This is a genomic window from Mycolicibacterium sp. XJ879, assembly GCF_053483935.1.
The window spans coordinates 39,367-65,422 of record NZ_JBEFTH010000019.1 but is presented as its reverse complement, the minus strand read 5'-3'; the positions used below and the strand labels follow the sequence as shown (position 1 = coordinate 65,422).

The following is a 26,056-nucleotide window of genomic DNA, read 5'->3' as shown; positions in this document are numbered from 1 at the left end:
ACCGACGAGCCCGGCGGACCGGCACCTCCCGAAAACCGGGCGGCCTAACGGCCGACGCGAGAAACCGCAGCGCCTCGAAAAATCCGACGGCGCCAGCATCAGCACGCCCGGACCGACCGCGGTGGCGCCAGGCATCCGAAAAAACGAAGCGGGCCGGAGCTTTCACTCTGGCCCGCTTCACCATGGTTGTGGAGCTGCCGGGAATCGAACCCGGGTCCTGCGGTGTTCCCTCAAGGCTTCTCCGTGCGCAGTTCGCTATGCCTCTACTCGGATCTCTCGGTCACGCGAACAAGCCGAGATGACGATCCCAGTCGCTGTTGGTTGTCCCGATGAGTCCCGCGACCGGACTCACCGGTGGATCCCTCTAGCTGATGCCAGACACCGGGTCGAGGGCTCTCCCGGGCTGACAGACTAGCTGTCGCTTAGGCAGCGAGAGCGTAGTCGCGCTGATTGGAATCGGCGCTTAATTGGTTGCAACGACGCTTACGGTGGTCTCTTGCCTGCACCGGCACGCTTCCCTTGATTCGACACTCGAAGTCGAAACCGTTCAGCCCCTTGTCTAGTTGTCCAAACATCACCTGCCGAAACCGGCAGGACCATTCATGGTACGCCCTGATCAACAATGTGTTCCACCGATATCTTCCCGGCCGCGAAGGACCAGTCAGATTACGTAGTTGAGGCGCTCGACGATCCGCCTGCCGACGGCCTCGTCGCCGCCGTAGGTGACCGCAGCGTGGTCTAACGCGGTGCGTCCACCGGCCAGCCGCGTGAACAGCAGGCCGTCGAGCCGGATCGTCGACGTGGGCTCCTCGCCGCCGAAGTCGTCGACCACCTGTGCCCTACCGGCGACCGCCACGTTGATCGTGCGCCCCAGCGGACCCGTCAGCTCGATCGACACCCGGGAGCCGTCGGGCGCCCCGCCCAGCTTTCCGACGACGAAACCCATGCTGGCCGCCATCTCGTCGAGCGCCTGCTCGGCGGCGGGTCCCGCCATTTCGGCATCGGAGGCCGGGAGACCGACGCCGTCGCGGATGTCGTGCTCGTGCATCCAGCAGTCGAAGACCCGCACCCGCATGAACCGTCCGTAGCTGTCCGGTCCGGCCGGGGTCATCGTGACGGCGTTCCATTCGTCCTCGGACATCGCCGTCAGCGCCTCGCGGCGGCCGGCGGTGACGGCGCGGAACCGCTCGAGCAGCTCCGCGGAGCCGATTTGGCGCAGCCGGCGCACCCAGCGTTCGTTCATCGCCCCGATGTCGTTGCGCACATGCTCGAGCGCGGACACGTCGACATCGGTGTCCGGGGTGTCCGCGCCCGCCAACATCGATTCGGTGCCAACCATGTGCGCCGTGACGTCGTGCACCGTCCAGCCGGGCAGCGCCGTGGCCGCTTTCCAGTCGGCTTCGGAGAGACCCGTCAACAGGTCGGCGGTAATTCGCCACTCGGCGAACAGGGCGTTGAGGACTGCGCTCTTGTCGAGATTCGTCACTGGACGCGAGGAGCTCACGGCCTGACCGTACCGTTACGGTCTGTCGACGGTAAGAGATTCGACCGCACGGTCGGCGATACCGGTAGCTCTTCCGAACAGGTGCCCCTGCGCCAAGCCGCAGCCGGCGAGAAACACCATCTCCGCCTGCTCGTCGGTCTCGACACCCTCGGCGACCACTTCCAGGCCCAAGGGGTTGCACACTGCGATCACCGACCGGTACAACGTCACGTCCCGCGCCCGTTCGACGCCGGCCACCAGGCTGCGGTCGAGTTTGACGACCTGGACAGGCAACGCGTGCAGATAGGTCAACGAGTTGTATCCAGCGCCGAAATCGTCCAGAGCGACATTGACTCCGAAGGCGTTGAGCCGCTCGATCTGTGCGGCCGCCTCGTCGAGATCGATGATTGGCACGGTCTCGGTGATCTCCAGCGTCAACCGGCTGGGCTCCATACCGTAGCGGGCCAGGGTCCTGGCCACGATGTCGTGAAAACGACCCCCATGTAGCCGCGCCGCCCCGATGTTCACATGTAAATCAAGGTCCGTGCCAGCGGCGGTGAACTCCCGACAGCTCAGATCCAGGATCATCGCGTCCAGGACATGCCCGAGCCCCGCGGCCTCGGCAGCCGCCACGAACGTCTCAGGCGCGATCTGTGTGCCGTCGGGCGCTGTCCACCTCGCGAGCGCCTCGACGGCCACCGGAGTCGCCTCGGGCAGCCGAACGATCGGCTGGTAGAGCAGGTTGAACCCGGTGGGCGCATCGCCATGGGCGTGGCGCAGCGCGGTGGGAAAGTCCACGGCCAGACCCGCGATCGACGGATAGACCACGGCGATGTCTTTTCCCAGGCGCTTGCCTTCATACATCGACTGGTCGGCCTTGCGCAGCAGATCGTCCGGGGTCTGGCTGGTTTCGTCGGCGCGGTGCCGAACCAGGCCCATGCTGGCGCGGATCTGCACACTGGCACCGTGCACGGCGAACGGCTCTCGAAGCGCCGCCTGGATGCGGTCGGCGACGACTTCGGGGGGCGCCATTTCGCCGTTGATCAGGATTGCGAACTCGTCGCCGCCGATGCGGGCCAGGGTGTCTGTCTCTGCCACGCATCGAAGGAGACGTTCGCCTACGGCACGCAGCAATGCATCACCGCCGGCGTGCCCGAACCGGTCATTGACGTCCTTGAAGTCGTCGAGGTCGACGAATATCAGCACGAAATCGCCTCTGGCGGCGGCGCTTTCGAGTCTCTTGCCGAATAACAACCGGTTCGGCAGCCCGGTCAATGTGTCATGGTGCACTTGGTGCTCGAGCCGGCGCTGTGCGTCGTACAGTCGCACTGTGAGCCGCTGCTGTGCGCGCATCGCAAGGGCTTGGCGCGCGGCGACCAGCACGACCATCACCACCGCTCCACTGACCAGCACCGCGTCAAGTTGCTGGCCGATCATCACGTGGTAGCCGTAAAGCATTGCACTGCCGACAAATCCGGCGTACGGCAGGAGCAGCTGGACCCAGTCCATCACCCGATCACCGGCTTGCGCCGCCGAGTCCGATCGTGGTTTCGGTTCGGCCAGCGCGTACACCACCAGCACCATTCCGATGACGAACAGGCCGCCGCCCCACAGGTCACCGTTGTGCACACCGACGGTCCGGAAATAGGCCACGATCCGGTCCGCTGACGTGAGCAACATGATTCCGCCGGTCAGCAGCAGGCAGTTTGCCCGAGACGGCCGGCCGGGCCGGTAAACAATGGCCAAGGACACCGCCGCCACCACCGCGCACAATTGCAGTAGCGAATAAATCACCAATACGGCGGGGTCGTTCGACCGAGGGAACGCCGCGGCAGCCAGTCCGCCGTATCCGGCGATGTAGGACAGTAGCGAGAACGCGATGGCGGCCACCACCCCGTCCAGCACGAAAGCGACGAGGGAATACGGGCGCACCGGAATGGTCGCAGTACCGGCAGCCAAGCCGTCCGAACGGCCCAGCACGATCACGGCAGCGAAGATCAGCACCGCAGGGAGCAGATACGCCACGATCTCACTCGCGCCCGCCACGCGACCGCCGGCCGAACCCCGGTCCGTCCACCACAGCAACTCGCCGATGAGCCAGCTCAAACAAGAGACGGCGATGAGCACTCGCCACCATCGAGACGGACCGTGCATCCTGCGTGCCACCGCCAAGCCGCGGACCACGATCACCGTGCCCAGCACCGCCTGCAACGCCGTCAACCCGGCGGTGGCGACGTCGTGTCCCCACGGGGCCAGCGCGTTCACCACGACCAGCACGAGCAGGGCCAGCAAGTCGCCGTAACGCCTCCGCTGACCCCTGAGCGACACGCTTTCCACCTTCCCGCTTCGTCATGATGCCTTAACCGAAGCGGTAGCCCGGCCCGCTCGGCAAATACCGCATCCAACTTTTGCGGGAGGGAAAGTTACGGCGTGACGGGCGCACTCCCGCCATCAGCCCGATCGATCAGGTCATGCCTTTGGCGCGCCGCCCCAGCTCGCGGATGATCTCCCGGTCCGCATCGCGGCGGGCCAGGTCCTGGCGTTTGTCGCGGGCCTCCTTACCGCGCGCCAACGCCAACTCCACCTTGACCTTGCCGTCGGAGAAGTACAGCGACAACGGCACCAGGGTCAGGTTGCCGTCGCGGATCCGCCCGATCAGCCGGTCGATCTCCCGACGGTGCAACAGAAGTTTGCGGTTGCGCCGCGGGGTGTGGTTGGTCCAACTGCCGTGGTGGTATTCGGGGATGTGCACGTTGCGCAGCCACACCTCGCCGTCGTCGACGGTGGCGAACGCGTCGGCGAGCGACGCATGCCCCTCGCGCAGGCTCTTCACCTCGGTGCCCACCAGCTGGATGCCGGCCTCGAAGGTTTCCAGTATCGAATAGTTGTGTCGCGCTTTGCGGTTGGTCGCGACGACCTTGTTGTTACTGGACCTGGTCGGGTCGGCTTTTTTGGCCATATCAGCGCCGTATGTAGAGCCGCAGCGTGATGTAGGCGGTGACACCGGACATCGCGAGCCCCAGGAACAGCATGAACGGGGCGCTGAAGTACAGCACGTCGGCGTAGTCGACCTTCGCGATCAGGTTGGCTTGATAGAACTGGTTGAGCGCGTTGTCCAGGAACAACGCCCGCACCACGATCAGCCCGATGATCGCGATGATCACCCCGATGAGCGCGGCGAGCATCGCCTCCACTAGGAACGGCAACTGTGTGTACCAGCGGCTGGCGCCGACCAGTCGCATGATGCCGATCTCGGTACGACGGGTGTAGGCCGCGACTTGAACCATGTTGGCGATCAACAGCACCGCGCCGACCGCCTGCACCAGCGCCACGGCGAACGCCGCGTTGCTGATGCCGTCGAGCACCGCGAACAGCCGGTCGATGAGGTCCTTCTGGTTGAGCACGTTGAGCACGCCGGGCTGGCCGACCATGGCCTCGTCGAACTCGTGGTGTTGTTCAGGGTTCTCCAGCTTGACGATGAACGACGCCGGAAACGCGTCGCGCCCGGCGACGTCCTTGTACTGCGGGAACTTCTGGATCGCGTCCTCGTAGGCCTGATCGCGGTTGAGGAAACGCACCGAGCGCACGTCATCTCGGTTCTCGATCTGCTCACGCAGCGCCTGACACGGGTCGGCATCGCAGGTCGGGTCGTTGGCGGAGACATCGTTGGTCAAAAAGACCTGGCTCTCCACCCGATCGAGATAGATGTCGCGCGACTGGTCGGCCAACCGCAACACCAGCAGCCCACCGCCGAACAAGCCGATCGAGATGGCGGTGGTCAGGATCATCGCCACCGTCATGGTGACGTTACGACGAAATCCGGTCAGAACCTCGTTGATCAGGAAGCCGAAGCGCACTAGCGGTCCATTCCGTACACGCCGCGCTGCTCGTCACGAACCAGCCTGCCCAGTTCGAGCTCGACAACGCGCTGACGCATCGAGTCGACGATGTGATGGTCGTGGGTGGCCATCAGCACCGTCGTGCCCGTGCGGTTGATGCGCTCAAGCAGGTCCATGATGTCCTTACTGGTTTCCGGGTCGAGGTTGCCGGTCGGCTCGTCGGCCAAAAGCACCAGCGGCCGGTTGACGAACGCCCTGGCGATGGCCACGCGTTGCTGCTCACCGCCGGACAGCTCGGCGGGCAGCCGGTTGGCCTTGCCCGACAGCCCGACCATCTCGAGCACGTCGGGCACCACCCGGTTGATCACCTCGCCGCGCTTGCCGATCACCTCCAGCGCGAACGCGACGTTTTCGAACACGGTCTTCTGCTGCAGCAGCCGGAAATCCTGGAACACGCAGCCGATCACCTGGCGCAGGCCGGGGATGTGTCGGCCCGGAAGCTTGTTGACGTGGAACTTCGAGACGCGGATGTCGCCGGACGTCGGCGTGTCTTCGGCCAGCAGCAGCCGCATGAACGTCGACTTGCCCGATCCCGATGGCCCGATCAAGAAGACGAACTCGCCCTTGTCGATCTTGACCGAGATGTTGTCCAACGCAGGGCGCGCCGACGACTTGTACTGCTTGGAGACTCGATCGAGGGTGATCACGGTCGGCCAGTGTAGCGGGACTAGCTGGGTGGAGCCGTCGTCGTCACCGGCGGCTCGCCCGGCGCGGTCGGCGGCGAAGTCTCCGGAGCCGTTTCGGCGGTGTCGGTCTGCGGCGACAACGGGCCCGGCCCGTCCGGGTCCAGGGTCGTGGTCGGCGTCGTCTCGGTCGCCGAGGTCGGCGTGGTCATAGTGGTGGTTGGCGTGGTGGTGGTTGGCGTGGTGGTCGTCGGGTACGACGGTTCGGTCGTGCGGCGCACGTTGGTGCGCGGCACCCACGTGTAGTTGGGGTCAGGGACGAAGCCCGGCGGCACGAACTGCGTTGACGGTGGGGGCGGCTCCGGTGCGGGCTCGTAGGTCTGCTGCAGCCACACCGCCGCGGCGAAGGCCACGATCAGCACAACTGTCGACGTGCGGAGCCGGCCGCCCAACAGACGGCTCGGGACGCGGAATTTGCGCTCAGCCACCGGGTCGCTCCGCCTTGGCTGCCGCAGGGGGCAGGGTTTCCACGGCCGGTGTCGCTCCGGTCTGGGTGACGACGCCGGCGCCGCCCAGCGCGCGGACCACGAGCACGCGCAGCCGCCTGCCGGCCTCGAACTGCTTACCGGGCAGCGTGCGCGCCACCATCCGAACGTTGACGTTGTCGAGGCTGATGCTTTCCACACCCATCAGCGACGGGGCGTCCAGCAGCAGGTCCTTGAGCAGGCGGTCGTCCATCGACGCCTCGCACACCTCGTGCAGGACGTCGTTGACGCGGTTGAGGTCGGCGGTGACGGGCACCGGGATGTCGACCACCGCACGCGCCCAGTCCTTGGACAGGTTCAACGAGCGCACGATGTTGCCGTTCGGAATGGTGAACACCTCGCCGTCGGCGGTGCGCAGCTTGGTGACCCGCAACGTGACGTCCTCCACGGTGCCCTGCGCGCCGTCGGGTGCGCCGAGCATGTTCAGCTCCACCAAATCGCCGAAGCCGTATTGCTTTTCGGTGATGATGAAAAATCCGCTGAGCAGATCCTGGACCAGGTTCTGGGCGCCGAAACCCAGCGCCGCGCCCAGTACGGCCGCCGGCGCCACCAACGAGCCGACCGGCACGTTGACGATGTTGGTGATCTGTACGGCGACCACCACACCGAGCAGCACGATGGACACCCACGAAATCACCGATGCGACGGCCTGCCGGTGCTTGGACGCCTCCGAACGCACCAGCGCGTCGCCGGTCTCGAAACCCACTTCGAGTCGTCGGGTGATTTTGTGCGCGGCCCAGTTGATAAACCGGGCGATCAGCACGGCGGCGAGCAGCAAGACAGTGATGCGAAGCCCCTTGGTGAGGATCCATTCGCCGATGTTGCCGTGCCAGAAGTCATGCCAGCCCTGGGCCGGCGAAAATGCTAGATAGCTGCTACTCGTCATCGCGTCTGTTGCGCCACCGAATTCCGGCTTCGAGGAACCCGTCGATGTCACCGTCCAATACGGCCGCCGGGTTTCCGACCTCGTAGTCGGTGCGCAGGTCCTTCACCATCTGATACGGATGCAGCACGTAGGAACGCATCTGGTTGCCCCACGAACTACCTCCGTCGCCTTTCAACGCATCGAGCTCAGCGCGTTCTTCTAAGCGCTTGCGCTCCAACAACTTCGCTTGAAGTACCCGCATCGCGGCCACCTTATTCTGCAGCTGCGACTTCTCGTTCTGACAGGTCACCACGATCCCCGTCGGAACGTGGGTGAGCCGGACTGCGGAGTCGGTGGTGTTGACCGACTGACCGCCGGGGCCGCTGGAGCGGTACACATCGACGCGCACATCGCTTTCCGGGATGTCGATGTGGTCGGTGGTGTCCACCACGGGCAGCACCTCGACGTCGGCGAACGACGTCTGTCGGCGGCTCTGGTTGTCGAACGGGCTGATCCGCACCAGCCGATGGGTGCCCTGCTCGACCGAGAGCGTGCCGTAGGCGAACGGGGCGTGCACCGCGAACGTCGCGCTCTTGATGCCCGCTTCTTCGGCGTAGGAGGTGTCGAACACCTCGACCGGGTAACCGTGCTGCTCGGCCCAGCGGATGTACATCCGCATCAACATCTCGGCCCAATCCGCCGCGTCCACCCCGCCGGCGCCGGACCGGATCGTGACAACCGCCTCGCGCTCGTCGTACTCCCCCGACAACAGCGTGCGCACTTCCATCGCCTCGATGTCCTCGCGCAACTGTTTGAGCTCAGCGTCGGCCTCTGCCAGCTCGTCGGCACCGCCCTCTTCGTCGGCCAGCTCGTAGAGCACCGGCAGGTCGTCGAGGCGCTGACGCAGCTCCTCGACGCGCCGCAACTCGCCCTGGGTGTGTGACAACTCGCTGGTGACCTTCTGCCCGCGGGTCTGGTCGTCCCACAAACTGGGATCGGAGGCTTCGTGTTCCAGCTTCTCGATCCGACTGCGCAGCCCTTCGATGTCGAGCACCCGCTCCACCGTGGTCAGGGTGGAGTCCAGGGCTGCGATATCGGCTTGACGGTCGGCATCCACGAGAAATCAGCGTACCGGCGTGTCGGTTCTGGATCACTGGCGGCAACGAGGCGACCGCACGTTTAGCATCGGGTGGGTAACCAGGCCCGCGAGGACGCGACAGCCCCCTGCGTCTCGCCAGGGCAGTGACACGGCCTACAGAAGGTTCTACAGAAGGTTGAGGTATGCGTCCATATCACGTGGCGATCGTCGGCTCGGGCCCCTCGGGTTACTTTGCCGCGGCATCGCTGCTGAAGTTCGCCGATGCCCAAGACGACTCCGATCAGAAGCGCGACGTGCGCGTCGACATGCTCGAGATGCTGCCCACCCCCTGGGGGTTGGTGCGCTCCGGTGTGGCACCAGACCATCCCAAGATCAAGTCGGTCAGCGCCAAGTTCGAGGCGACCTCCGCCGACCCCCGGTTCCGCTTCTTCGGCAACATCGCGGTCGGCGAGCACGTGCAGGCCGCCGAGTTGGCCGAACGGTATGACGCCGTGATCTATGCCGTCGGCGCCCAATCCGATCGGCCGCTCGGCATCCCCGGCGAGGATCTGCCCGGCAGCGTCGCCGCCGTCGACTTCGTCGGCTGGTACAACGCGCACCCGCATTTCGGGGAGATCGGGCCGGACCTGTCGAACGGGCGCGCCGTGGTCATCGGCAACGGGAACGTGGCGTTGGATGTGGCCCGCATCCTGGTCACCGACCCCGATGTGCTGGCCGCCACCGACATCGCCGATCACGCGCTGCAGGCGCTGCACGACCGCGGCGTCGAGGAGGTCCTCATCGTCGGTCGGCGCGGCCCGCTACAGGCTCCGTTCACCACATTGGAGCTGCGTGAGCTCGGTGACCTCGACGGCCTGGCCGACGTGGACGTGATCGTGGATCCCGACGACTTCGCTGACATCACCGACGAGGATCTCGACGCGGCGGGCAAGACCGTGCGCAACAACATCAAGGTGCTGCGCAAATACGCCGAGCAGCCACCGCGCGGCGCCAAACGGCGCATCGTGTTCCGGTTCCGCACCTCCCCGATCGAGATCAAAGGCGACGGCAAGGTGGAGTCCATCGTGTTGGGCCGCAACGAACTGGTCACCGACAACGGCCGCGTCGTCGCCAAGGACACCGGTGAGCGCGAGGAGGTGCCGGCCCAACTGGTGGTGCGCGCGGTCGGCTACCGCGGCGTGCCCACCCCGGGCCTTCCGTTCGACGAGCGCAGCGGCACCATCCCGCACACCGGCGGGCGCGTCGAGGGCAGCCGCAACGAGTACGTCGTCGGCTGGATCAAGCGCGGGCCCACCGGTGTCATCGGTAGCAACAAGAGCGACTCACAGGAGACCGTCGACACCTTGATCGCCGACCTGAGCGAGGCCGAGTTGCCCGAGCGCGACGCCGATCACGCCGAGCAGCTCGCGCGGTGGCTGACGCGGTGCCAGCCCAAGGTGATCACCAGCGAGCACTGGAAGCTGATCGACGAGTACGAGCGCTCGGCAGGTGAACCGCACGGTCGGCCCCGGGTGAAGGTGACCAGCATCGTCGAGTTGCTGCGAATCGGACACCGCTAGACGACGGCAGGCGCCGGGGACTCAGGCCGGCGGCGGATCCTGCGCCGGCGGGCCCTCCTGCGGGGCGAACCGCCAGTTGTCGGGGTTTTTCGGTGAGTACACGACGGGGAACAGTGCGCCCATCGTGGGCCAGTTGTCGACATCGACCTCGAGGCGCTGGTACACCACGTGCTCGTTGACCGTGGGCCCGTTGATGACGCCGGTGATGGTCGCGTACTGCTGCCCGGTGACGTCGGTGGGTCGTGGGCTGACCCCGGTGACCAGCAAGGTGCCCGACGGCCAGTCGGCTCCGGCGCCGCGACGACGCATGAGCATGGGCCCGGCGATCACGACGAGGGCACCGATGATGAGCAACATCGCCAGGAATTCCCACACACCGACATGGTAGGACCACAGCATGAGTTCCGAGGCCGATGACCTGACGTTGGCGCTGACGCTCGCCGATGAGGCCGATGCGTTGACGACCGCCCGCTTCGGTGCCGTCGACCTTGTCGTGGAAACCAAACCGGACCTGACGCCGGCCACCGACGCCGACCTCGATGTCGAGTCGATGATCCGCGGACGGCTTGGTGAACACCGGCCCGACGATGCGGTGCTCGGCGAAGAGTTCGGCGGCACCACGGAGTTCACCGGGCGCCAGTGGGTGGTCGACCCGATCGACGGCACCAAGAACTTCGTCCGCGGGGTGCCGGTGTGGGCGACGCTGCTGGCCCTGCTGCAGGACGGCATCCCGGTGCTCGGTGTGGTGAGTGCCCCTGCGCTGCAACGACGTTGGTGGGCACGTGCGGAGCACGGCGCCTATGCACGCGCGGGCGCGCAACCCGAGCGGCGGCTGCGGGTGTCGAAGGTCGACGACCTGGGTTCGGCGAGCCTGTCGTTCTCCAGCCTGTCGGGTTGGGCGGTGCGTGGACTGCGCGAGCACTTCATCGGGTTGACCGACGACGTGTGGCGGGTGCGGGGCTACGGCGACTTCCTGTCCTACTGCCTGCTGGCGGAGGGGGCCGTCGACATCGCCGCTGAACCCGAAGTGTCGCTGTGGGATCTGGCCGCCCTCGACATCCTGGTGCGGGAAGCCGGCGGCACCTTCACTGACCTGGCCGGGAAATCCGGTCCGCACGGCGGCAGCGCGGTGGCCAGCAACGGCCTGTTGCACGAAGCGGTCCTGGCCAGGCTTTCTGCGCCGTAGCTGTGAGGTGCGCTACAAAGCCAACGATCTTACTCAAGAGTCAGTTCCGATACCTTACTCTGGAGTCAGTTCGGTAAGCGCGAACGACAATTCCCATAGCGAGGCAGCTGAAAATGACCAATACCCTGCCGTCGAAAAACGGATCAAAGCCCCGGCGCACCGGCAAGGAAAGCGCCGTCGGCCTGCACAAACACAAGCGCACCGTGACCGACCTGGGCCTGGCCCTGGTGACGCCGCTGGTCGGTCAGGAGTTCCTCGACCGCTACAAGCTGCGTGATCCGCTCAACCGTGGCCTGAGGTACGGCGTCAAACAGGCGTTCTCGGTCGCCGGCGCGGCCACTCGGCAGTTCAAGCGGGTGTCGGGCAGCACCAGCGGCCCGACGCGGCTGAAGACCAGTGGCTCCGACTACTTCGACCTGACCCCCGACGACGAACAGCAGATGATCGTCGAGACGGTCAACCAGTTCGCCGAAGAGGTGATGCGCCCGGCCGCCCGCGAAGCCGACGATTCCGCGTCGTATCCCGACGATCTCGTCAGCAAGGCCGCCGAGATCGGGATCACCGCGATCAACGTGCCCGAGAACTTCGACGGGATCGCTGGGCATCGGGCGGCGGTCACCAACGTGCTGGTCGCCGAGGCGCTGTCCTACGGCGACATGGGGTTGGCGCTGCCCATCCTGGCGCCCGCCGGTGTCGCGTCGGCCCTCACCCACTGGGGCAGCGCCGATCAGCAGGCGACCTACCTCAAGGAGTTCGCCGGCGAGAACGTCCCCCAAGGCTGCGTGGCGATCGCCGAACCGCATGCTCTTTTCGATCCGACGGCGCTGAAGACGACGGCGGTGCGCACCCCCAGCGGCTACCGCCTCGACGGCGTCAAGTCGCTGGTTCCTGCCGCGGCGGCCGCCGAAATCTTCATCGTGGCAGCACAACTGGCCGGCAAGCCGGCGCTGTTCATCGTCGAGTCGTCAGCTGAGGGGCTCAGCGTGACGGCCGATCCCAGCATGGGCATCCGCGCCGCGGCACTCGGCCGGGTCACCCTGGACGGGGTGAAGGTGCCGCTGTCGGCGCGGCTGGGCGAGGAGGAGGCGCCACCGGCTGACTTAGACCGCGACTACTCCGAGGCCGTCGCGCTGTCGCGGCTGGGCTGGGCGGCGCTGGCGGTCGGCACCGCGCACGCGGTGCTCGACTACGTGGTGCCCTACGTCAAGGAGCGGCACGCGTTCGGTGAGCCGATCGCGCACCGGCAGGCGGTGGCGTTCATGTGCGCGAACATGGCGATCGAGTTCGACGGGCTGCGGCTGATCACCTGGCGCGGAGCATCCCGCGCCGATCAGGGGCTGCCGTTCGCCCGGGAAGCCGCGCTGGCCAAGCGCCTCGGCGCCGACAAGGGCATGCAGATCGGCCTCGACGGCGTGCAGCTCCTCGGTGGCCACGGCTACACCAAGGAACACCCCGTCGAACGCTGGTACCGCGATCTGCGCGCGATCGGCGTCGCCGAAGGCGTCGTGCTCATCTAGTTGACACTTACCTGGCCTATCCGAAAGACGAATCATGGCAATCAATCTGGAACTGCCGAAGAAGCTCGAGGCGGTCATCGAGAAGGCCCATCAGGGCGCCGCGGAGATGCTGCGGCCGATCTCGCGCAAGTGGGATCTGCGCGAGCACGAATACCCTGTCGAGCTCGACACGTTGGCCACCCTGTTCGAGGGCATCTCTGAGGCCAAGACCATCGCGTTCGCCGGCGCCGAGGCGTTCCGCGAAGGTGACGAGCCCAGGGCTGCAAACCACAACGGCGCCAACATGTCCGCGGTGCTCAACGTGATGGAGATCAGTTGGGGTGATGTGGCATTGATGCTGTCGGTGCCGCGTCAAGGGCTCGGCAACGCCGCGATCAGTAGCGTGGCCACCCCCGAGCAGCTGGAGCGGCTCGGCAAGGACGTCTGGGCGGCGATGGCCATCACCGAACCCGACTTCGGCTCCGACTCGGCTGCGGTGTCGACGACGGCCACCCTCGACGGTGACGAGTACGTGATCAACGGCGAGAAGATCTTCGTCACCGCCGGATCCCGGGCGACCCACATCGTGGTGTGGGCGACGCTGGACAAGTCGTTGGGCCGGGCGGCGATCAAGTCGTTCATCGTTCCGCGCGAGCACCCCGGTGTCACCGTGGAACGGCTCGAGGACAAGCTGGGCATCAAGGCCTCCGACACCGCGGTGATCCGGTTCGACAACGCCCGCATCCCCAAGGACAACTTGCTCGGCAGCCCGGAAATCCACGTGGAGAAGGGTTTTGCCGGGGTCATGGAGACCTTTGACAACACCCGCCCGGTCGTGGCCGCGATGGCCGTCGGCATCGCCCGCGCCACACTGGAGGAACTCCGCAAGATCCTCACCGAGGCCGGGGTGGAGATCTCCTACGACAAGCCGTCGCACGCCCAGCGCGCCCCGGCCGCGGAGTTCTTGCGGATGGAATCCGACTGGGAGGCTGCCTATCTGTTGATGGTGCGGTCGGCATGGCAGGCCGACAACGACATCCCCAACTCCAAGGAAGCGTCGATGGGCAAGGCCAAGGCGGGCCGTGTCGCCAGCGACGTCACCCTCAAGGCCGTCGAATTGGCCGGCACTGTCGGCTATTCGGAGCAGACCCTGCTGGAGAAGTGGGCGCGCGACAGCAAGATCCTCGACATTTTCGAGGGCACCCAGCAGATCCAGTTGCTTGTGGTGGCGCGCCGGTTGTTGGGCCTGTCCTCGGCCGAACTGAAGTAACTACTTCTAGGCCGAGCACCTCCTCTGGCGAGCAGACGCAAAGTCGTACAAATCCGCCAAGATTCATGCGACTTTGCGTCTGCTCGCCGAAGAAAAGCATGCGGCGACTAACGTCGAGAGCCATGGAGAGCTTTCAGGCGCTGGTCGCGCAGCAGGTCGAAGATCGCATCGAAACGCAAGTCCAGACGCTGGACGAATCGGCGTTGCCCCCCGGCGACCTGACGATCCGCGTGCTCTATTCCAGCGCCAACTACAAGGATGCGCTGGCACTCACCCCCAAAGGCGGTGTGGTGCGCGACTACCCGATCGTGCCGGGCATCGATCTCGCCGGCGAGGTCGTGGCGTCGACCTCCAATGAGTTCGCGGTCGGCGACGCGGTGCTGGCCCACGGCTACGACATCGGCACCGGGCGCCACGGCGGCTACGCCGAGTACGCCCGGCTTCCTGCCGACTGGGTCGTCAAACTCGGCGGGTTGAGCCCACGCGAGGGCGCCGCGATCGGCACGGCCGGCTTCACCGCCGCGATGAGCGTGTAGGCGCTGCAGCGCCACGGCGTCACACCGGACGACGGGCCGGTGGTGGTCACCGGCGCGACGGGCGGCGTCGGCTCGGTCAGCGTCGGTCCGCTGAAGCCAGCACACCTCTCGGATTACGCCCGCGATGTCGACGTCAAGGACGTCGTGGGGGTGCTCGACGAGATTCGTGGCGGGCAGTACTCCGGGCGCGCGGTGGTGCGGGTGGCCGGCGGGTTCTGACGCACGCCGACGCAAAGATCCCCGGCGCTCGGGCGAACCGAGCACAACCGGGGATCTTCGCGTTGTGTTGAACCGTCAGGCGGCGCCGAGGTAGCGCTGCAGGTCAGGCTTCATCTCCTGCAGCTGCTGGCCCCAGTACTCCCAGCTGTGGGTGCCGTACGGCGGGAAGTTGAACACGCCGTTGTTGCCGCCCGCGGCGATGTAGTTGTCGCGGAACGTGATGTTGGTGCGGATCGTCAGACCCTCGAGGAACTCGGCGGGCAGGTTCGCCCCACCCAGCTCGTTGGGCGTGCCGTTACCGCAGTACACCCAGAGGCGGGTGCCGTTGGCGACAATTTTGGGAATCTGCACCATCGGGTCGTTACGCAGCCACGCGCTGTTGGGGTCCTCGGTCCTGCCCCACATGTCGTTGGCGTCGAACCCGCCGGCATCACCCATCGCCATGTTGATCAGGAACGGCCAGGTGCCCTCGGACGGGTTGAGGAACGCCGACAGCGCTCCGGCGTAGATGAACTGGTCGGGGTGGTAGACCGACAGGATGATCGCCGAGTTACCCGACATCGACAGGCCGACTGCGGCGTTGCCGGTGGTCGAGATGCCCCGGTTGGCGGACAGCCACTGCGGCAGCTCACTGGTCAGGAAGGTTTCCCACTTGTAGGTCTGGCAGCCGTTGTTGCCGCACGCCGGCTGGTACCAGTCGCTGTAGAAGCTGGACTGTCCGCCGACCGGCATGACGACCGAAAGGCCCGATTCGTAGAACCACTCGAACGCCTGGGTCTCCATATCCCAGCCGTTGTAGTCGTCGCGGGCACGCAGACCATCGAGCAGATACACCGCATGCGGGCCGCCGGGCTGAAACTGGACCTTGATATCCCGGCCCATCGATGGTGACGGCACCATCAGGTACTCCACCGGCAAGCCAGGCCGGGAGAACGCCTCGGCGGTGGCGGTGTTTCCGGTGAGGCCCAGCAGGCCGGGCATCACAGCCGCCGCTACCGCGGCCACCGCGAACCGACGGGCCCATGGGCCACGGATCTTGTCAATGACGCTCATACTGCAATTCCATCCATTTCCGGTCTACCGGGTTAACACCCCATTCCCCGGCGATCGAGCGATCGCCATCGACGGCGCAGCGATGTCTTCACTGCGTCGTCGTGCCCGCTCGACTGCCCCGGGGCCGTCGAACGGACCGAGAAACTTCAGTTGTCGCGTGAGCAGTAAAACATGTGACCAGCATGTGAGAAAGCCCGACCGGCCACGACTGCTGATTTGCCTGCGCCAACCTACTCTGCGAATCGGCCCGCAACAACGCGGTGATCGAGGGCCCGGTGGGGCTCGTTTTGGGGTCGTAGGCTGCGGTTCATGGCTAATGAGCGGGTGTCGCGGCTGTCGGTGGACAGCTGGATCGAAGCCGGCTACACGATCTTGGCCGAGGAAGGCATCAAGGCCCTCAAGCTCGACCGGCTGTGTGCCCGCGTCGGGGCCACCAAAGGCAGCTTCTACTGGCATTTCTCCGATATGGCCAGCTATCGCGCCGCGCTCGTGAAGGCGTGGGGCGAACTGCGCGACGAGGATCGACGGTTCTTCGCCGACGCGAGTGGCATGCCGCCACGCGCGCGACTGTCGCAGATGATGGCGTCCCTGGTGACGCCGCGGCACTGGACATTGGAACGGGCGATGCGCGAGTGGGCCCGCACCGATCCGGCGGTGGCCGCCAGCGTGCGCGCCTCGGATCAACGTGTGTTGGACGCGGTCCGGCAGGCGTTTCGTGATCACGGGTTCGACGCCAACGAAGCCGACCTGCGTGCCAACGCCACCTTCGCCGCCGGTATCGGCTTTCTGCACCTGTCCGGTCGTCGGCCCAGTTCCCGGGCGGCCGACCAGCGGGAACGTTTCCTCGACATCATGCTGCGGCGCTGACCCGCACACCCGCTTTCCATACAAAAAAGTATGGTAGCGTCCGCCGATATGCCCACGTTCTCCGCAGCCGACGCGATTACCAGCGAGTTCGTGGCCAAACTCGCCGATCGCGCCGTCGAAGCCGAGCGGCTGCGGCGGCTGCCGGCCGACACGGTCAGCGACTTCACGGCGACCGGTTTCACGGAGTTGTTGGTGCCCGCGCGCTACGGCGGTGAACAGGGCGCGTTTCCCTCGCTGCTCGACCCGGTGCGCCGGATGGCGCACGGTTGCGCCTCGAGCGCGTGGACGATCGGTTTCTACGCCCTGCACAACTGGATGCTCGCGCTGTTCGACGAACGGGCCCAGCAGGAGGCGTTCGCGACGCGCCCATTTTTGGCCCCCGCTCCCCTGGCACCCACCGGACGCGGTGTGCCGGTTACTGGCGGGGTGCGCGTGAGCGGCCGATGGTCCTGGGCCACCGGAGTGATGGACGGCAACTGGATCATCGTCGGAGCATTGTGCGGGCCGGACGACGCCATCTACCCCGCGCTGGCGCTGCTGCCCATCGACGCGGTGACCATCGATGACGTCTGGCACACCGACGGCATGCGCGCCACCGGCTCCAATGACGTGGTGATCGCCGACGCGTTCGTACCCGAGCACCGCCTCGTGCGGGTCGTCGACATCTATACCGGCACCGCGCCCGGCGCCGCCCTGCACGACGGTGACACCTACCGGTGGCCGATGGTGCCCGCATTGGCGTTGCTGGCGGCCATGCCCGCGCTGGGCAGCGCCGAACGCGCTGTCCAGATCTACGCCGAACGGCTTTCGGCGCGCATGCTGGCCTATGAGGGCGTCATGCAGAAGGACAAACCGATCGCCCAGGCCCGGCTCGCCGAGGCCGAGGTGCGGTTGCGCGCGCTGCGCGCCCTGCTGGCCGACACGGTCGGCGAGATCGAAACCGGCCTCGGCGCAGGCGATGAGATCGGGCGGCCGGTGCGCGCGGCGGCGCGCCTGGCCGCCGCGCACATCGTGGCCGAATCGCGCGCGGTGATCGGTTTGGTCCTGGAAGCGTCGGGCGCGAGCGCGCACTTCGTGGACAACGCGCTGCAACGCATCAGGCGCGACGTCGATGTGATCGCCGGGCACGTGGTGTTCGACTACGACACCAGCCGCGAACTGGCCGGCGCCCTCAGACTGGGTATGAAAGTGTCACGCACCGCAATGATCTAGACCGAAGGGGAACCATGGCCAAGGACCTACGCGACAAGATCACGATGCTCTTCCAGAAGAACGTCGCGAACCGGTTGACGCGACTGATGCCGTTCCAAACCCTGCTGGAGACCACCGGCCGCAAGACCGGCCAGCCGCGCCAGACCCCGTTGGGCGGCAAGCGCGTCGGCGACCAGTTCTGGTTCGTCTCGGAGTTCGGGGACAAGTCTCACTACATCCGCAATATCAAGGCCAACCCCAACGTGCGGGTGCGGCTCAACGGGCGCTGGCACAACGGCGTCGCGCATCTGATGCCCGACGACGACCCGCACGAGCGGCTGCAGTCGCTGCCTGGGTTCAACAGCTTGGGCGTGCGCACGTTTGGCACCAACCTGCTCACCGTGCGCGTCGACCTCACCGATTGACCGGACACCGGAACTAAAACTAAAGTCAGTTTTAGTTCTGTACCGGCCACGTCGAGGGAGTCGCCATGGAATCATTCGTCCACCTGCGCAAAGGCCGAACGCCGCGGCGGTTACACGCCGACCTCGACGGGCTGAAGGACGACGAGTTGGGGCGCGGCGGGTTCACCGGCCGCACGGCGAACATGTATCGCCGCAACGATCCCACCGCCTACCGCAGCAAGGGGCCGCTGCGGCCTCTCGACGTGTTGTCCAGCGAGCTCAAGCCCAGCGACGCCACCGACGCGGCCGGCGGCCCGCTATTGCTGTTCTCCAACCCCGATTGCCGGGTGTCGTTGAGTCGGCGCGGTGAGCCGATGCCGTTCTACACCCGGTACGTGGACGGCGATCTGCTGTGCTTCGTACATGCCGGAGCGGGCTTGTTCGAGACCGAGTTCGGCCCGCTGACCTACCGCACCGGCGATTGGGTGTACCTGCCCAAGGCGTGCACGTGGCGGCAAGTGCCCGAATCCGAGACCACCATGCTGATGGTGCAAGCCACCGACGAGTTCCGGGTGCCACCACCGGGCCAGCTCGGACGCCATTTTCCGTTCGACCCGTCGCAGGCCACGATTCCGGAGCCCGCCCCGTCAGAGGACGGTGCGGGCCCGACCGTCGACGGCGAATACGAGGTGCGGCTGATCCACCCGTCGGTACCCGGCGGGCCGACATCGCTTTACTACCAACACCATCCGCTCGACGTCGAAGGGTGGCGCGGGGACAACTTCGCGTTCACGTTCAACATCGAGGACTACAACGTGGTCACCTCCGACAGCGTGCACCTGCCGCCGACCGTGCACCTATTCATGGAGGCCACCGGTGTCTACGTGATGAACTTCCTGCCCAAACCCGCCGAGAGCGTGCCAGGGACCGAACGCACCCCGTGGTATCACCGCAACGTCGACTACGACGAGATCGCGTTCTTCCACGGCGGATCGCTCTACGGCATCCCGATGCCACCCGGGTTGATTTCGCATGCGCCGCAAGGTGTTCACCACGGCGCACCGGAGAAGGCTCGCGAGCGAGCGCGGCGCAAGTTCGACGACCACCAGCGGGTCGACTGGTCGGTGATCGCCGTCGACACCCGACGCCGACTCGTCCCGTCGGAGGAAGTTCTCGCCAACGACCTGGGGCAACACTGATGACAACCGCGGTGAAGCACGAATACGAGCGTATCCCCTATCTCGTTGCATACCAGAACAACTCGGGTGTGCGCGACGTGTACGGCGGGGTGGCCGAGTTGGTGGTGCTGGAAAGCCACCTATTGCGGCCCAAGGCCAAGCCGTCCGATACCGTGCTGGTGTTCATGCACCCGATCGGCGGCGGCGCGTACCTGCCGATGATGAACGGCCTGGCCCGAGCAGGCCATCACGTCATCTACTGCAACAGCCGGTTTCGGGGCACCGACTCGGCGCTGCTGATGGAGAAGGTCGTCGAGGACCTCGGCGAGTGCATCAAGGACGCCAAGAACCGGTTGGGCTACGAAAAGGTCGTGCTGGCCGGGTGGAGCGGCGGCGGGTCGCTGTCGGTGTTCTACCAGCAGCAGGCCCAACACCCCACGATTACGGCCAGCCCGTCCGGCGACGGCCCGGACCTGACCAAGCTCGGCCTGATCCCCGCCGACGCGCTGATGCTGCTGGCCGCCCACATCAGCCGCCACGGCACCATGACCGAGTGGCTCGACGCGTCGATCCTCGACGAGTTCGACCCGTCCAAACGCGATCCCGAGTTGGATCTGTACAACCCGGACAACCCCAACCAGCCGCCCTACACCCAGGAGTTCCTGGCCCGCTACCGCCAAGCGCAGATCGACCGCAACCGCCGAATCACCAAGTGGGTCAGGGAAAAACTAGCCAAACTGGCCGCTGACGGCCGGCCCGATGACGAGTTCGCGTTCGTCGTGCACGGCACGATGGCCGACCCGCGCTGGCTGGACCCGGCCGTCGATCCCAACGAACGCGCGCCCGGCACCTGCTATCTGGGCGACCCGCAGGTGGTCAACAACAGCCCCGTCGGCCTGGCCCGGTTCTGCACGCTGCGCAGTTGGTTGTCGCAGTGGAGTTACGACGACGCCAACGGCGACGCCGTCAAGTGCGGTGCCGACATCGCGGTGCCGACGCTGGTGATCGGCAACCTGGCCGACGACGCGTGCACGCCGAGCCATACCCGCAGACTCTTCGAGGCGATCGGGCATCATGACAAGGAGATGCACGAGATCCCTGGCGCGAACCATTACTACGCGGGCGCCGACCAGCGCGACAAACTGCGCGCCGCGGTCGGCGTCGTCACCGACTGGCTGCACAGGCACGGGTTCTCGCTATGAGCGTGGCTGGTCCGCTCGACGGTATCCGGGTCATCGAGGTCGGCACGCTGATCTCCGGGCCGTTCGCCGGGCGCCTGCTCGGCGACATGGGGGCCGAGGTGATCAAGATCGAGCCGCCAGGAGCGCCCGACCCGTTGCGCACCTGGGGCCAGGCTGAACTCGACGGGCACCGCTTCTTCTGGACGGTGCACGCGCGCAACAAGAAGGCCGTCACGCTCAACCTGCGCACCGAGGCCGGTCGGGCGCTATTTCTCGAGCTGGTCGAGCGCTCCGACCTCATCGTGGAGAACTTCCGGCCGGGCACGCTGGAGAAGTGGAACCTCGGCTACGACGTGCTGCGCGAGCGCAACCGCGGCATCATCCTGGTCCGCGTCTCCGGCTACGGGCAGACCGGACCCGAGGCCCACAAGGCCGGATATGCCTCGGTCGCCGAGGCGGCCAGTGGGCTGCGGCACATGAACGGCTTTCCCGGCGGCCCACCGCCGCGGCTGGCGCTGTCGCTGGGCGACAGCCTCGCGGGCATGTTCGCCGCGCAGGGCGCGTTGGCCGCGCTGTACCGCCGCACGGTCACCGGTGAGGGCCAGGTCGTCGACGCCGCACTGACCGAGGCGTGTTTGGCGGTGCAGGAGTCCACGATTCCCGACTACGACGTCGGCGGGGTGGTCCGAGGGCCGTCGGGCACCCGGCTCGAAGGCATTGCGCCGTCGAACATCTACCGCAGCGCCGACGGCAGCTGGGTGGTGATCGCGGCCAACCAGGACACCGTGTTCCGCCGGCTCTGCGGCGCGATGGGCCGCCCCGAACTCGCCACCGACCACCGGTTCGCCGACCACGGCGCCCGAGGCCGCAACCAGGACGAACTCGACAGGATCATCGGCGACTGGGCGGCGGAGCGGGCCCCCGACGACATCATCGAAACCCTCAGCGCCGCTGGGGTGATCGCCGGCCCCATCAACACCGTCGCCGAGGTTGTCGAGGACCCGCAGCTGCGGTCGCGCGGCATGCTGGTCGAGCACTGGGACGAACGCGTCGAACGCTCGGTGCTGGGGCCCGGGATCGTGCCGGTGCTCTCCGACACCCCGGGCACGGTGCGCAATGCCGGCTCGGCCGCCCCCGGCCAGCACAACGATGAGATCTACCGCGGCCTGCTCGGCAAGTCTGCCGACGAACTCGATGCGCTGCGGGCGGAAGGAACGCTGTGAGCGAGCTACCCGACCATGTCGACATCCGCGACGTCTCGCTGCGCGACGGTCTGCAGATCGAAGATCCCATTCCGTTGGCGGCCAAGCTCGAACTGCTGGCCGCCGTGGCCGCCACCGGCGTGCGTGAGATGGAGGCGACGGCGTTCGTCTCGCCCACCAAAGTGCCCGCGCTGGCCGACGCGGCCGAGCTCGCCGCGCAGCTGCACAACTTCCCCGACATCGAGTTCTCCGCGCTGGTCGCCAGCCCCAACGGCGCCAAGCGCGCGATCACCGCAGGGCTGTCGTCGATCGAGTACGTGGTCTCGGCGACCGACGGGCACAGCCGCGCCAACGTCGGGCGCAGCACCGCGGAGGCGACCGCGCAGATCGCCGAGATCGTCGCGATCGCCCACGACAGCGGGGTATCCGTCGAAGTCATCATCGCCACCGCGTGGGACTGCCCGTTCGACGGGCCGACCCCGCCGCAGCGCGTCGTCGACATCGTGGCCGCGGCAACCGACGCCGGGGTGGACCGGCTCGCCATCGCCGACACCATCGGCACCACCACGCCGCGGCGGGTCACCGAGCTCATCGACCGGATCCGCCCGTTCGTCGGTGACCGCCCCCTTGGGGCGCACTTCCACAACACCCGCGGCGCCGGGCTGGCCAGCGCCTACGCCGCGGTCTGCGCCGGGATCACCCGGCTCGACGCGTCCTCCGGCGGGCTCGGCGGCTGCCCCTTCGCGCCGGGTGCCAGCGGCAACATCGCCACCGAGGACCTGGTGTATCTGTTGCGTGACAGCGGAATCCACGTCGACGTGGACCTCCCGTCCGCGATCGCAGCCGCCGAAGTCGCGCAGCGCGTCGTCGGACATGAGCTACCCAGCTCGCTGTTGCGCGCCGGCGACCGGATACTGGGCTGAGACCGACGTGGCCACGGCGACATCTGCGACACTCAGCGCCAAGGGTCGCCAGACCCGGGAGACCATCGAGCGGGCAGCCCGAAAACTGTTCGCTGAACGCGGGTTTCACGGCACCACGCTCAGCGACATCACCTCGGCGGCGGGTAAGTCGCCCGCAGCGTTCTACCGCTACTTCGCCGACAAGGAAGACCTGCTGGCCACGCTCGCGCAGTCCTTTCTGCACGACGTGGTGGAGCCGTCGGGCTCGAACCTGACGCTGCCTGACTCGCCCGATGACGACGCGTTCTTCCGCTCGGTCGTCACCGGCTACTGGAACATGTTCAAGCAGAACATCGGCATCATGATCGCGGTCGCCCAACTCGCCGCCACCCAACCACGGTTCGCCCTCGTACAGAACGAGTTTCGCCGGCTCGGCATGGACGTCGTCGCCGCCTCCGTATGCCGTGCGCAGGCGCAGGGCTACGCTGAGGACCTCGATCCCGAACATACCGCGGCCGCGATCGCGCTGCTGTTCGAGAACTTCACCACCGTCTTCGTCGGCGGCTCGGGTCTGGACCTCGAACTCACCGACGAGGACGCGATAGCCACGCTGGCCAAGATCTGGAAGAAGACGCTGTATGGCCGCTAGCCCAATGCCGCCCAGCGCACGGTTGTTGTACACAAATCGCGAGTGGACCCGCGAACAACCGTGCGCTGGGCGAACCAATTGAAAGGAATCACCGTGGATTTCGCCCTCCCCGACCGCCTGCAGAACCTGCTCACCGAGATGGATGCTTTCATCGAGGCCGAAATCAAGCCGCTGGAGCGCGAGCACATCCAGTACTTCGACCATCGCCGCGAGCATGCGCGCACCGACTGGGACAACGGCGGTATCCCGAGGCGGGAGTGGGAGGACCTGCTTTCGGAGATGCGGCAACGCGCCGACAAGGCCGGCTGGTTGCGCTACGGATTGCCGGCACAGTTCGGCGGCCGCGACGGCTCCAACCTGGACATGGCGGTCATCCGGGAACACTTGGCACACAAAGGGCTTGGGTTGCACAACGACCTGCAGGACGAATCCTCGATCGTCGGCAACTTCCCGCAGGTCATCATGATGGACCGGTTCGGCACCGACGACCAGAAGAAGGTCTGGACCGAGGCGCTGATCACCGGTGAGCGGTCGATGGCATTCGGCCTCACCGAACCCAACCACGGCTCGGACGCCACCTGGATGGAGACCCGCGCAGTGCGCGACGGCGACAGCTGGGTTATCAACGGCGCCAAGCGGTTCAACACCGGCGTGCACCGCGCCACCCACGACCTGGTGTTCGCGCGCACCTCTGGCGAGGACGGTCAGGCGCGCGGCATCACGGCGTTCCTGGTTCCGATGGATACCCCGGGTGTCACGGTGCCGTACTACTGGTGGACGTTCAACATGCCGACCGATCACGGCGAGGTCGAGTTCAACGATGTCCGGGTGCCCGCCGACGCCGTGCTCGGCGAGGTCGACCGCGGGCTCGAGGTCGGCCAGACCTTCCTGCACGAGAACAGGATCCGCCAGGCCGCCAGCAGCCTGGGTGCCGCCCAGCACTGCATCGACCGGGCGGTGGCCTATGCGAGCGAGCGCAGGGTATTCGGCAAACCGCTATCGGTGAACCAGGCGGTGCAGTGGCCGCTGGTCGAACTGCAGACCGAGGCGCAGATGGTGCGGCTGCTGGTCCGCTACGCCGCCACGGAATTGGACCGCAACCACCACATGGAGGTGTCCGACAAGGTGTCGATGGCCAATTACCGCGCCAACCGGCTGGTGTGTGAGGCCGCCGATCGCGCCATGCAGGTGTTCGGCGGCGTCGGCTACAGCAGACACGAACCGTTCGAGCACATCTACCGTCACCATCGCCGCTACCGCATCACCGAAGGCGCCGAGGAGATTCAGATCCGCCGGGTGGCGCAGCGGCTCTTCGGGTTCGGCCGCAAGTGAAACAAGCCCTGGAGTCGGTGCTGCAGCCGGTGCTCGGCACCGACGTCGTCGTCGAGAACCTGCACAGGCTGACCGGCGGCGCCAGCCGCACCACGTGGGCCTTCGACGCGGTCACCGATACCCGCCTGGCGCTCATCCTGCGCACCGGACCACCCGACGACGTGCACGCCAGCATGGAGCTGGAAGCCGCCGTGCAACAGCGCGCCGCAGCTGCCGACGCACCGGTGCCCCGCATCCTGACCGCCGACAACTCCCCTGCAGCGCTGGGTAATCCGTACCTGATTTGCGATGCTATCGACGGCGAGACGATCGTGCGCAGAATCTACCGCACCCTCGACGACGGCGGGCGCAAGCGACTGCTGAAGCAATGCGCCGACGCGCTGGCCGCGATCCACCGCGCCGACTACCAGGGCATCGACGTGCCGCCGTCGGACCAGCTCTCCGAGTGGCGTGACCGGCTCGACGAGATGGGGGACACCACAGCCACATTCGAGTGGGCGTTTCGCTGGCTGGCACGCAACCGTCCCGCCCCGACGCCGCAGGTATTGGTGCACGGCGACTTTCGAATGGGCAACCTGATCGTCGACGACAACGGTCTGGCCGCGGTGCTGGACTGGGAACTGGTGCACGTCGGCGAGGTCTATGAAGACCTGGCCTGGTTCTGTATCCGGGCGTGGCGCTTCGGCGCAGCCGAAGACCTCGGCGCCGGCGGACTGGGCAGCGTCGAGAGCTTCCTGTCGGCCTACGAGTCGGCGGCCGGGGTGACGTTGGACCGCGACACGTTTCGGTGGTGGCTGGCCGTCGCAACCTTGCGCTGGGGTGTCATCTGCCGATATCAGGCCCAACGGCATCTGTCGGGCATGACGGAGTCGGTCGAGCTCGCCGCGATCGGGCGCCGGGTCAGCGAAACCGAATGGGACGTCTTGGATCTGCTGGAAGGCGGTGGCCCACGATGAACTGGCTGTACGGTAGGCCGACCGCGGCCGAACTCGTCGCCGCGGTCGCCGGGTTCTTGGAGAACGACGTGCGCGGCGCCACCGGTCCGGACAGTCCGTTCACCGACGCCGGGCAGCTCAACTTCCACGCGCGCGTGGCGGCCAACGTCTTGCGCATCGTCGAACGCGAACTGCTCGACACCTCCGCGGGCGAGGTCACCGCCGCAGTGGCCGACATCGGTTACCGAGACGAACCGCAACTGGCCGCCGCGATCCGCGCCGGTGAGCTCGACAAGCGCGCCGCCGAGTTGCTGCCGGTGCTGCGCACGCTGGTGCGACACCGCCTCGACATCACCCACCCGGGCTACGCCAATGAGTGATT

General features: G+C 66.7%; 25 protein-coding genes, 1 other RNA gene and 1 pseudogene. 16 read left to right on the top strand and 11 right to left on the bottom strand.

Annotated elements, in window-relative coordinates; genetic code table 11:
- Positions 1 to 186: 186 nt before the first annotated feature.
- The 9 genes from ssrA to prfB all read right to left on the bottom strand — a co-directional run bounded on the left by ssrA (position 187) and on the right by prfB (position 8,532).
- Positions 187 to 555: a transfer-messenger RNA gene (ssrA, locus tag ABQF13_RS24710) on the bottom strand.
- A gap of 106 nt (positions 556 to 661) precedes the next feature.
- Complete coding sequence (locus tag ABQF13_RS24705; protein WP_448395441.1) at positions 662 to 1,504, bottom strand: maleylpyruvate isomerase family mycothiol-dependent enzyme; 843 nt, start codon at positions 1,502 to 1,504, stop codon at positions 662 to 664.
- Positions 1,505 to 1,519: 15 nt separating this feature from the next.
- Positions 1,520 to 3,811 (bottom strand): putative bifunctional diguanylate cyclase/phosphodiesterase, encoded by a 2,292-nt coding sequence (locus ABQF13_RS24700; RefSeq protein WP_448395440.1) that lies wholly within the window; start codon positions 3,809 to 3,811, stop codon positions 1,520 to 1,522.
- A 136-nt stretch (positions 3,812 to 3,947) separates the two neighbouring features.
- Positions 3,948 to 4,442: an SsrA-binding protein SmpB gene (smpB, locus tag ABQF13_RS24695; protein WP_448395439.1), complete on the bottom strand. Its 495-nt coding sequence runs from the start codon at positions 4,440 to 4,442 to the stop codon at positions 3,948 to 3,950.
- 1 nt (position 4,443) lies between these two features.
- On the bottom strand, positions 4,444 to 5,340 hold the full coding sequence (gene ftsX, locus ABQF13_RS24690; RefSeq protein WP_448395438.1) for a permease-like cell division protein FtsX: 897 nt from the start codon (positions 5,338 to 5,340) through the stop codon (positions 4,444 to 4,446).
- The gene (ftsE, locus tag ABQF13_RS24685) at positions 5,340 to 6,029 is read right to left on the bottom strand and encodes a cell division ATP-binding protein FtsE (RefSeq protein WP_448395437.1); all 690 of its coding nucleotides are present in this window, start codon (positions 6,027 to 6,029) and stop codon (positions 5,340 to 5,342) included. Before ftsE ends, ftsX begins: the two co-directional genes overlap by 1 nt.
- 20 nt (positions 6,030 to 6,049) lie before the next feature.
- Positions 6,050 to 6,493 carry an Rv3103c family proline-rich protein gene (locus ABQF13_RS24680; protein WP_448395436.1) on the bottom strand — a complete coding sequence of 148 codons (444 nt, stop codon included), beginning with the start codon at positions 6,491 to 6,493 and terminating at the stop codon, positions 6,050 to 6,052.
- Positions 6,486 to 7,436, bottom strand: coding sequence for a mechanosensitive ion channel family protein (locus tag ABQF13_RS24675; RefSeq protein WP_448395435.1), 951 nt, complete (start codon positions 7,434 to 7,436; stop codon positions 6,486 to 6,488). Before ABQF13_RS24675 ends, ABQF13_RS24680 begins: the two co-directional genes overlap by 8 nt.
- A complete protein-coding gene (prfB, locus tag ABQF13_RS24670; RefSeq protein WP_448395434.1) occupies positions 7,426 to 8,532 on the bottom strand; it encodes a peptide chain release factor 2 in 1,107 nt (368 codons plus the stop codon). Before prfB ends, ABQF13_RS24675 begins: the two co-directional genes overlap by 11 nt.
- 164 nt (positions 8,533 to 8,696) lie before the next feature.
- Between prfB and ABQF13_RS24665 the strand changes: the two genes are divergently transcribed.
- Positions 8,697 to 10,073, top strand: coding sequence for an FAD-dependent oxidoreductase (locus ABQF13_RS24665; protein WP_448395433.1), 1,377 nt, complete (start codon positions 8,697 to 8,699; stop codon positions 10,071 to 10,073).
- Positions 10,074 to 10,094: 21 nt separating this feature from the next.
- Here the strand turns inward: ABQF13_RS24665 and ABQF13_RS24660 are convergent, their stop codons facing one another.
- Positions 10,095 to 10,448, bottom strand: a complete 354-nt coding sequence (locus tag ABQF13_RS24660; RefSeq protein WP_448395432.1) for a hypothetical protein — start codon at positions 10,446 to 10,448, stop codon at positions 10,095 to 10,097.
- Between the two features lie 22 nt (positions 10,449 to 10,470).
- Between ABQF13_RS24660 and hisN the strand changes: the two genes are divergently transcribed.
- The 4 genes and pseudogenes from hisN to ABQF13_RS24640 all read left to right on the top strand — a co-directional run.
- Positions 10,471 to 11,259, top strand: a complete 789-nt coding sequence (hisN, locus tag ABQF13_RS24655) for a histidinol-phosphatase (protein ID WP_448395431.1) — start codon at positions 10,471 to 10,473, stop codon at positions 11,257 to 11,259.
- 113 nt (positions 11,260 to 11,372) lie between these two features.
- Positions 11,373 to 12,776 carry an acyl-CoA dehydrogenase family protein gene (locus ABQF13_RS24650; RefSeq protein WP_448395430.1) on the top strand — a complete coding sequence of 468 codons (1,404 nt, stop codon included), beginning with the start codon at positions 11,373 to 11,375 and terminating at the stop codon, positions 12,774 to 12,776.
- A 34-nt stretch (positions 12,777 to 12,810) separates the two neighbouring features.
- On the top strand, positions 12,811 to 14,025 hold the full coding sequence (locus ABQF13_RS24645) for an acyl-CoA dehydrogenase family protein (protein WP_448395429.1): 1,215 nt from the start codon (positions 12,811 to 12,813) through the stop codon (positions 14,023 to 14,025).
- A gap of 122 nt (positions 14,026 to 14,147) precedes the next feature.
- Positions 14,148 to 14,663 (top strand): annotated as a pseudogene (locus tag ABQF13_RS24640) (alcohol dehydrogenase catalytic domain-containing protein); the annotation flags it as partial.
- 192 nt (positions 14,664 to 14,855) lie between these two features.
- Here the strand turns inward: ABQF13_RS24640 and ABQF13_RS24635 are convergent.
- Positions 14,856 to 15,833 carry an esterase family protein gene (locus tag ABQF13_RS24635; RefSeq protein WP_448395428.1) on the bottom strand — a complete coding sequence of 326 codons (978 nt, stop codon included), beginning with the start codon at positions 15,831 to 15,833 and terminating at the stop codon, positions 14,856 to 14,858.
- 309 nt (positions 15,834 to 16,142) lie between these two features.
- Between ABQF13_RS24635 and ABQF13_RS24630 the strand changes: the two genes are divergently transcribed.
- From ABQF13_RS24630 to ABQF13_RS24580, 11 genes are all read left to right on the top strand, one after another.
- Positions 16,143 to 16,700 carry a TetR/AcrR family transcriptional regulator gene (locus ABQF13_RS24630; protein WP_448395427.1) on the top strand — a complete coding sequence of 186 codons (558 nt, stop codon included), beginning with the start codon at positions 16,143 to 16,145 and terminating at the stop codon, positions 16,698 to 16,700.
- Between the two features lie 48 nt (positions 16,701 to 16,748).
- Positions 16,749 to 17,912, top strand: a complete 1,164-nt coding sequence (locus ABQF13_RS24625; protein ID WP_448395426.1) for an acyl-CoA dehydrogenase family protein — start codon at positions 16,749 to 16,751, stop codon at positions 17,910 to 17,912.
- Between the two features lie 14 nt (positions 17,913 to 17,926).
- Positions 17,927 to 18,316 carry a nitroreductase/quinone reductase family protein gene (locus ABQF13_RS24620; protein WP_448395425.1) on the top strand — a complete coding sequence of 130 codons (390 nt, stop codon included), beginning with the start codon at positions 17,927 to 17,929 and terminating at the stop codon, positions 18,314 to 18,316.
- Positions 18,317 to 18,381: 65 nt separating this feature from the next.
- Positions 18,382 to 19,494, top strand: a complete 1,113-nt coding sequence (locus ABQF13_RS24615; protein WP_448395424.1) for a homogentisate 1,2-dioxygenase — start codon at positions 18,382 to 18,384, stop codon at positions 19,492 to 19,494.
- On the top strand, positions 19,494 to 20,675 hold the full coding sequence (locus ABQF13_RS24610; RefSeq protein ID WP_448395423.1) for an alpha/beta hydrolase family protein: 1,182 nt from the start codon (positions 19,494 to 19,496) through the stop codon (positions 20,673 to 20,675). Before ABQF13_RS24615 ends, ABQF13_RS24610 begins: the two co-directional genes overlap by 1 nt.
- The gene (locus tag ABQF13_RS24605; RefSeq protein WP_448395422.1) at positions 20,672 to 21,877 is read left to right on the top strand and encodes a CaiB/BaiF CoA transferase family protein; all 1,206 of its coding nucleotides are present in this window, start codon (positions 20,672 to 20,674) and stop codon (positions 21,875 to 21,877) included. Before ABQF13_RS24610 ends, ABQF13_RS24605 begins: the two co-directional genes overlap by 4 nt.
- Positions 21,874 to 22,779, top strand: a complete 906-nt coding sequence (locus ABQF13_RS24600) for a hydroxymethylglutaryl-CoA lyase (RefSeq protein WP_448395421.1) — start codon at positions 21,874 to 21,876, stop codon at positions 22,777 to 22,779. Before ABQF13_RS24605 ends, ABQF13_RS24600 begins: the two co-directional genes overlap by 4 nt.
- 7 nt (positions 22,780 to 22,786) lie before the next feature.
- Complete coding sequence (locus tag ABQF13_RS24595; protein ID WP_448395420.1) at positions 22,787 to 23,407, top strand: TetR/AcrR family transcriptional regulator; 621 nt, start codon at positions 22,787 to 22,789, stop codon at positions 23,405 to 23,407.
- A gap of 93 nt (positions 23,408 to 23,500) precedes the next feature.
- Positions 23,501 to 24,739 (top strand): acyl-CoA dehydrogenase family protein, encoded by a 1,239-nt coding sequence (locus tag ABQF13_RS24590; RefSeq protein ID WP_448395419.1) that lies wholly within the window; start codon positions 23,501 to 23,503, stop codon positions 24,737 to 24,739.
- Positions 24,736 to 25,695 (top strand): phosphotransferase family protein, encoded by a 960-nt coding sequence (locus tag ABQF13_RS24585; RefSeq protein WP_448395418.1) that lies wholly within the window; start codon positions 24,736 to 24,738, stop codon positions 25,693 to 25,695. The genes ABQF13_RS24590 and ABQF13_RS24585 overlap by 4 nt, the downstream gene beginning before the upstream one ends.
- Positions 25,692 to 26,054: a DUF6285 domain-containing protein gene (locus ABQF13_RS24580; RefSeq protein WP_448395417.1), complete on the top strand. Its 363-nt coding sequence runs from the start codon at positions 25,692 to 25,694 to the stop codon at positions 26,052 to 26,054. Before ABQF13_RS24585 ends, ABQF13_RS24580 begins: the two co-directional genes overlap by 4 nt.
- Positions 26,055 to 26,056 lie beyond the last annotated feature (2 nt).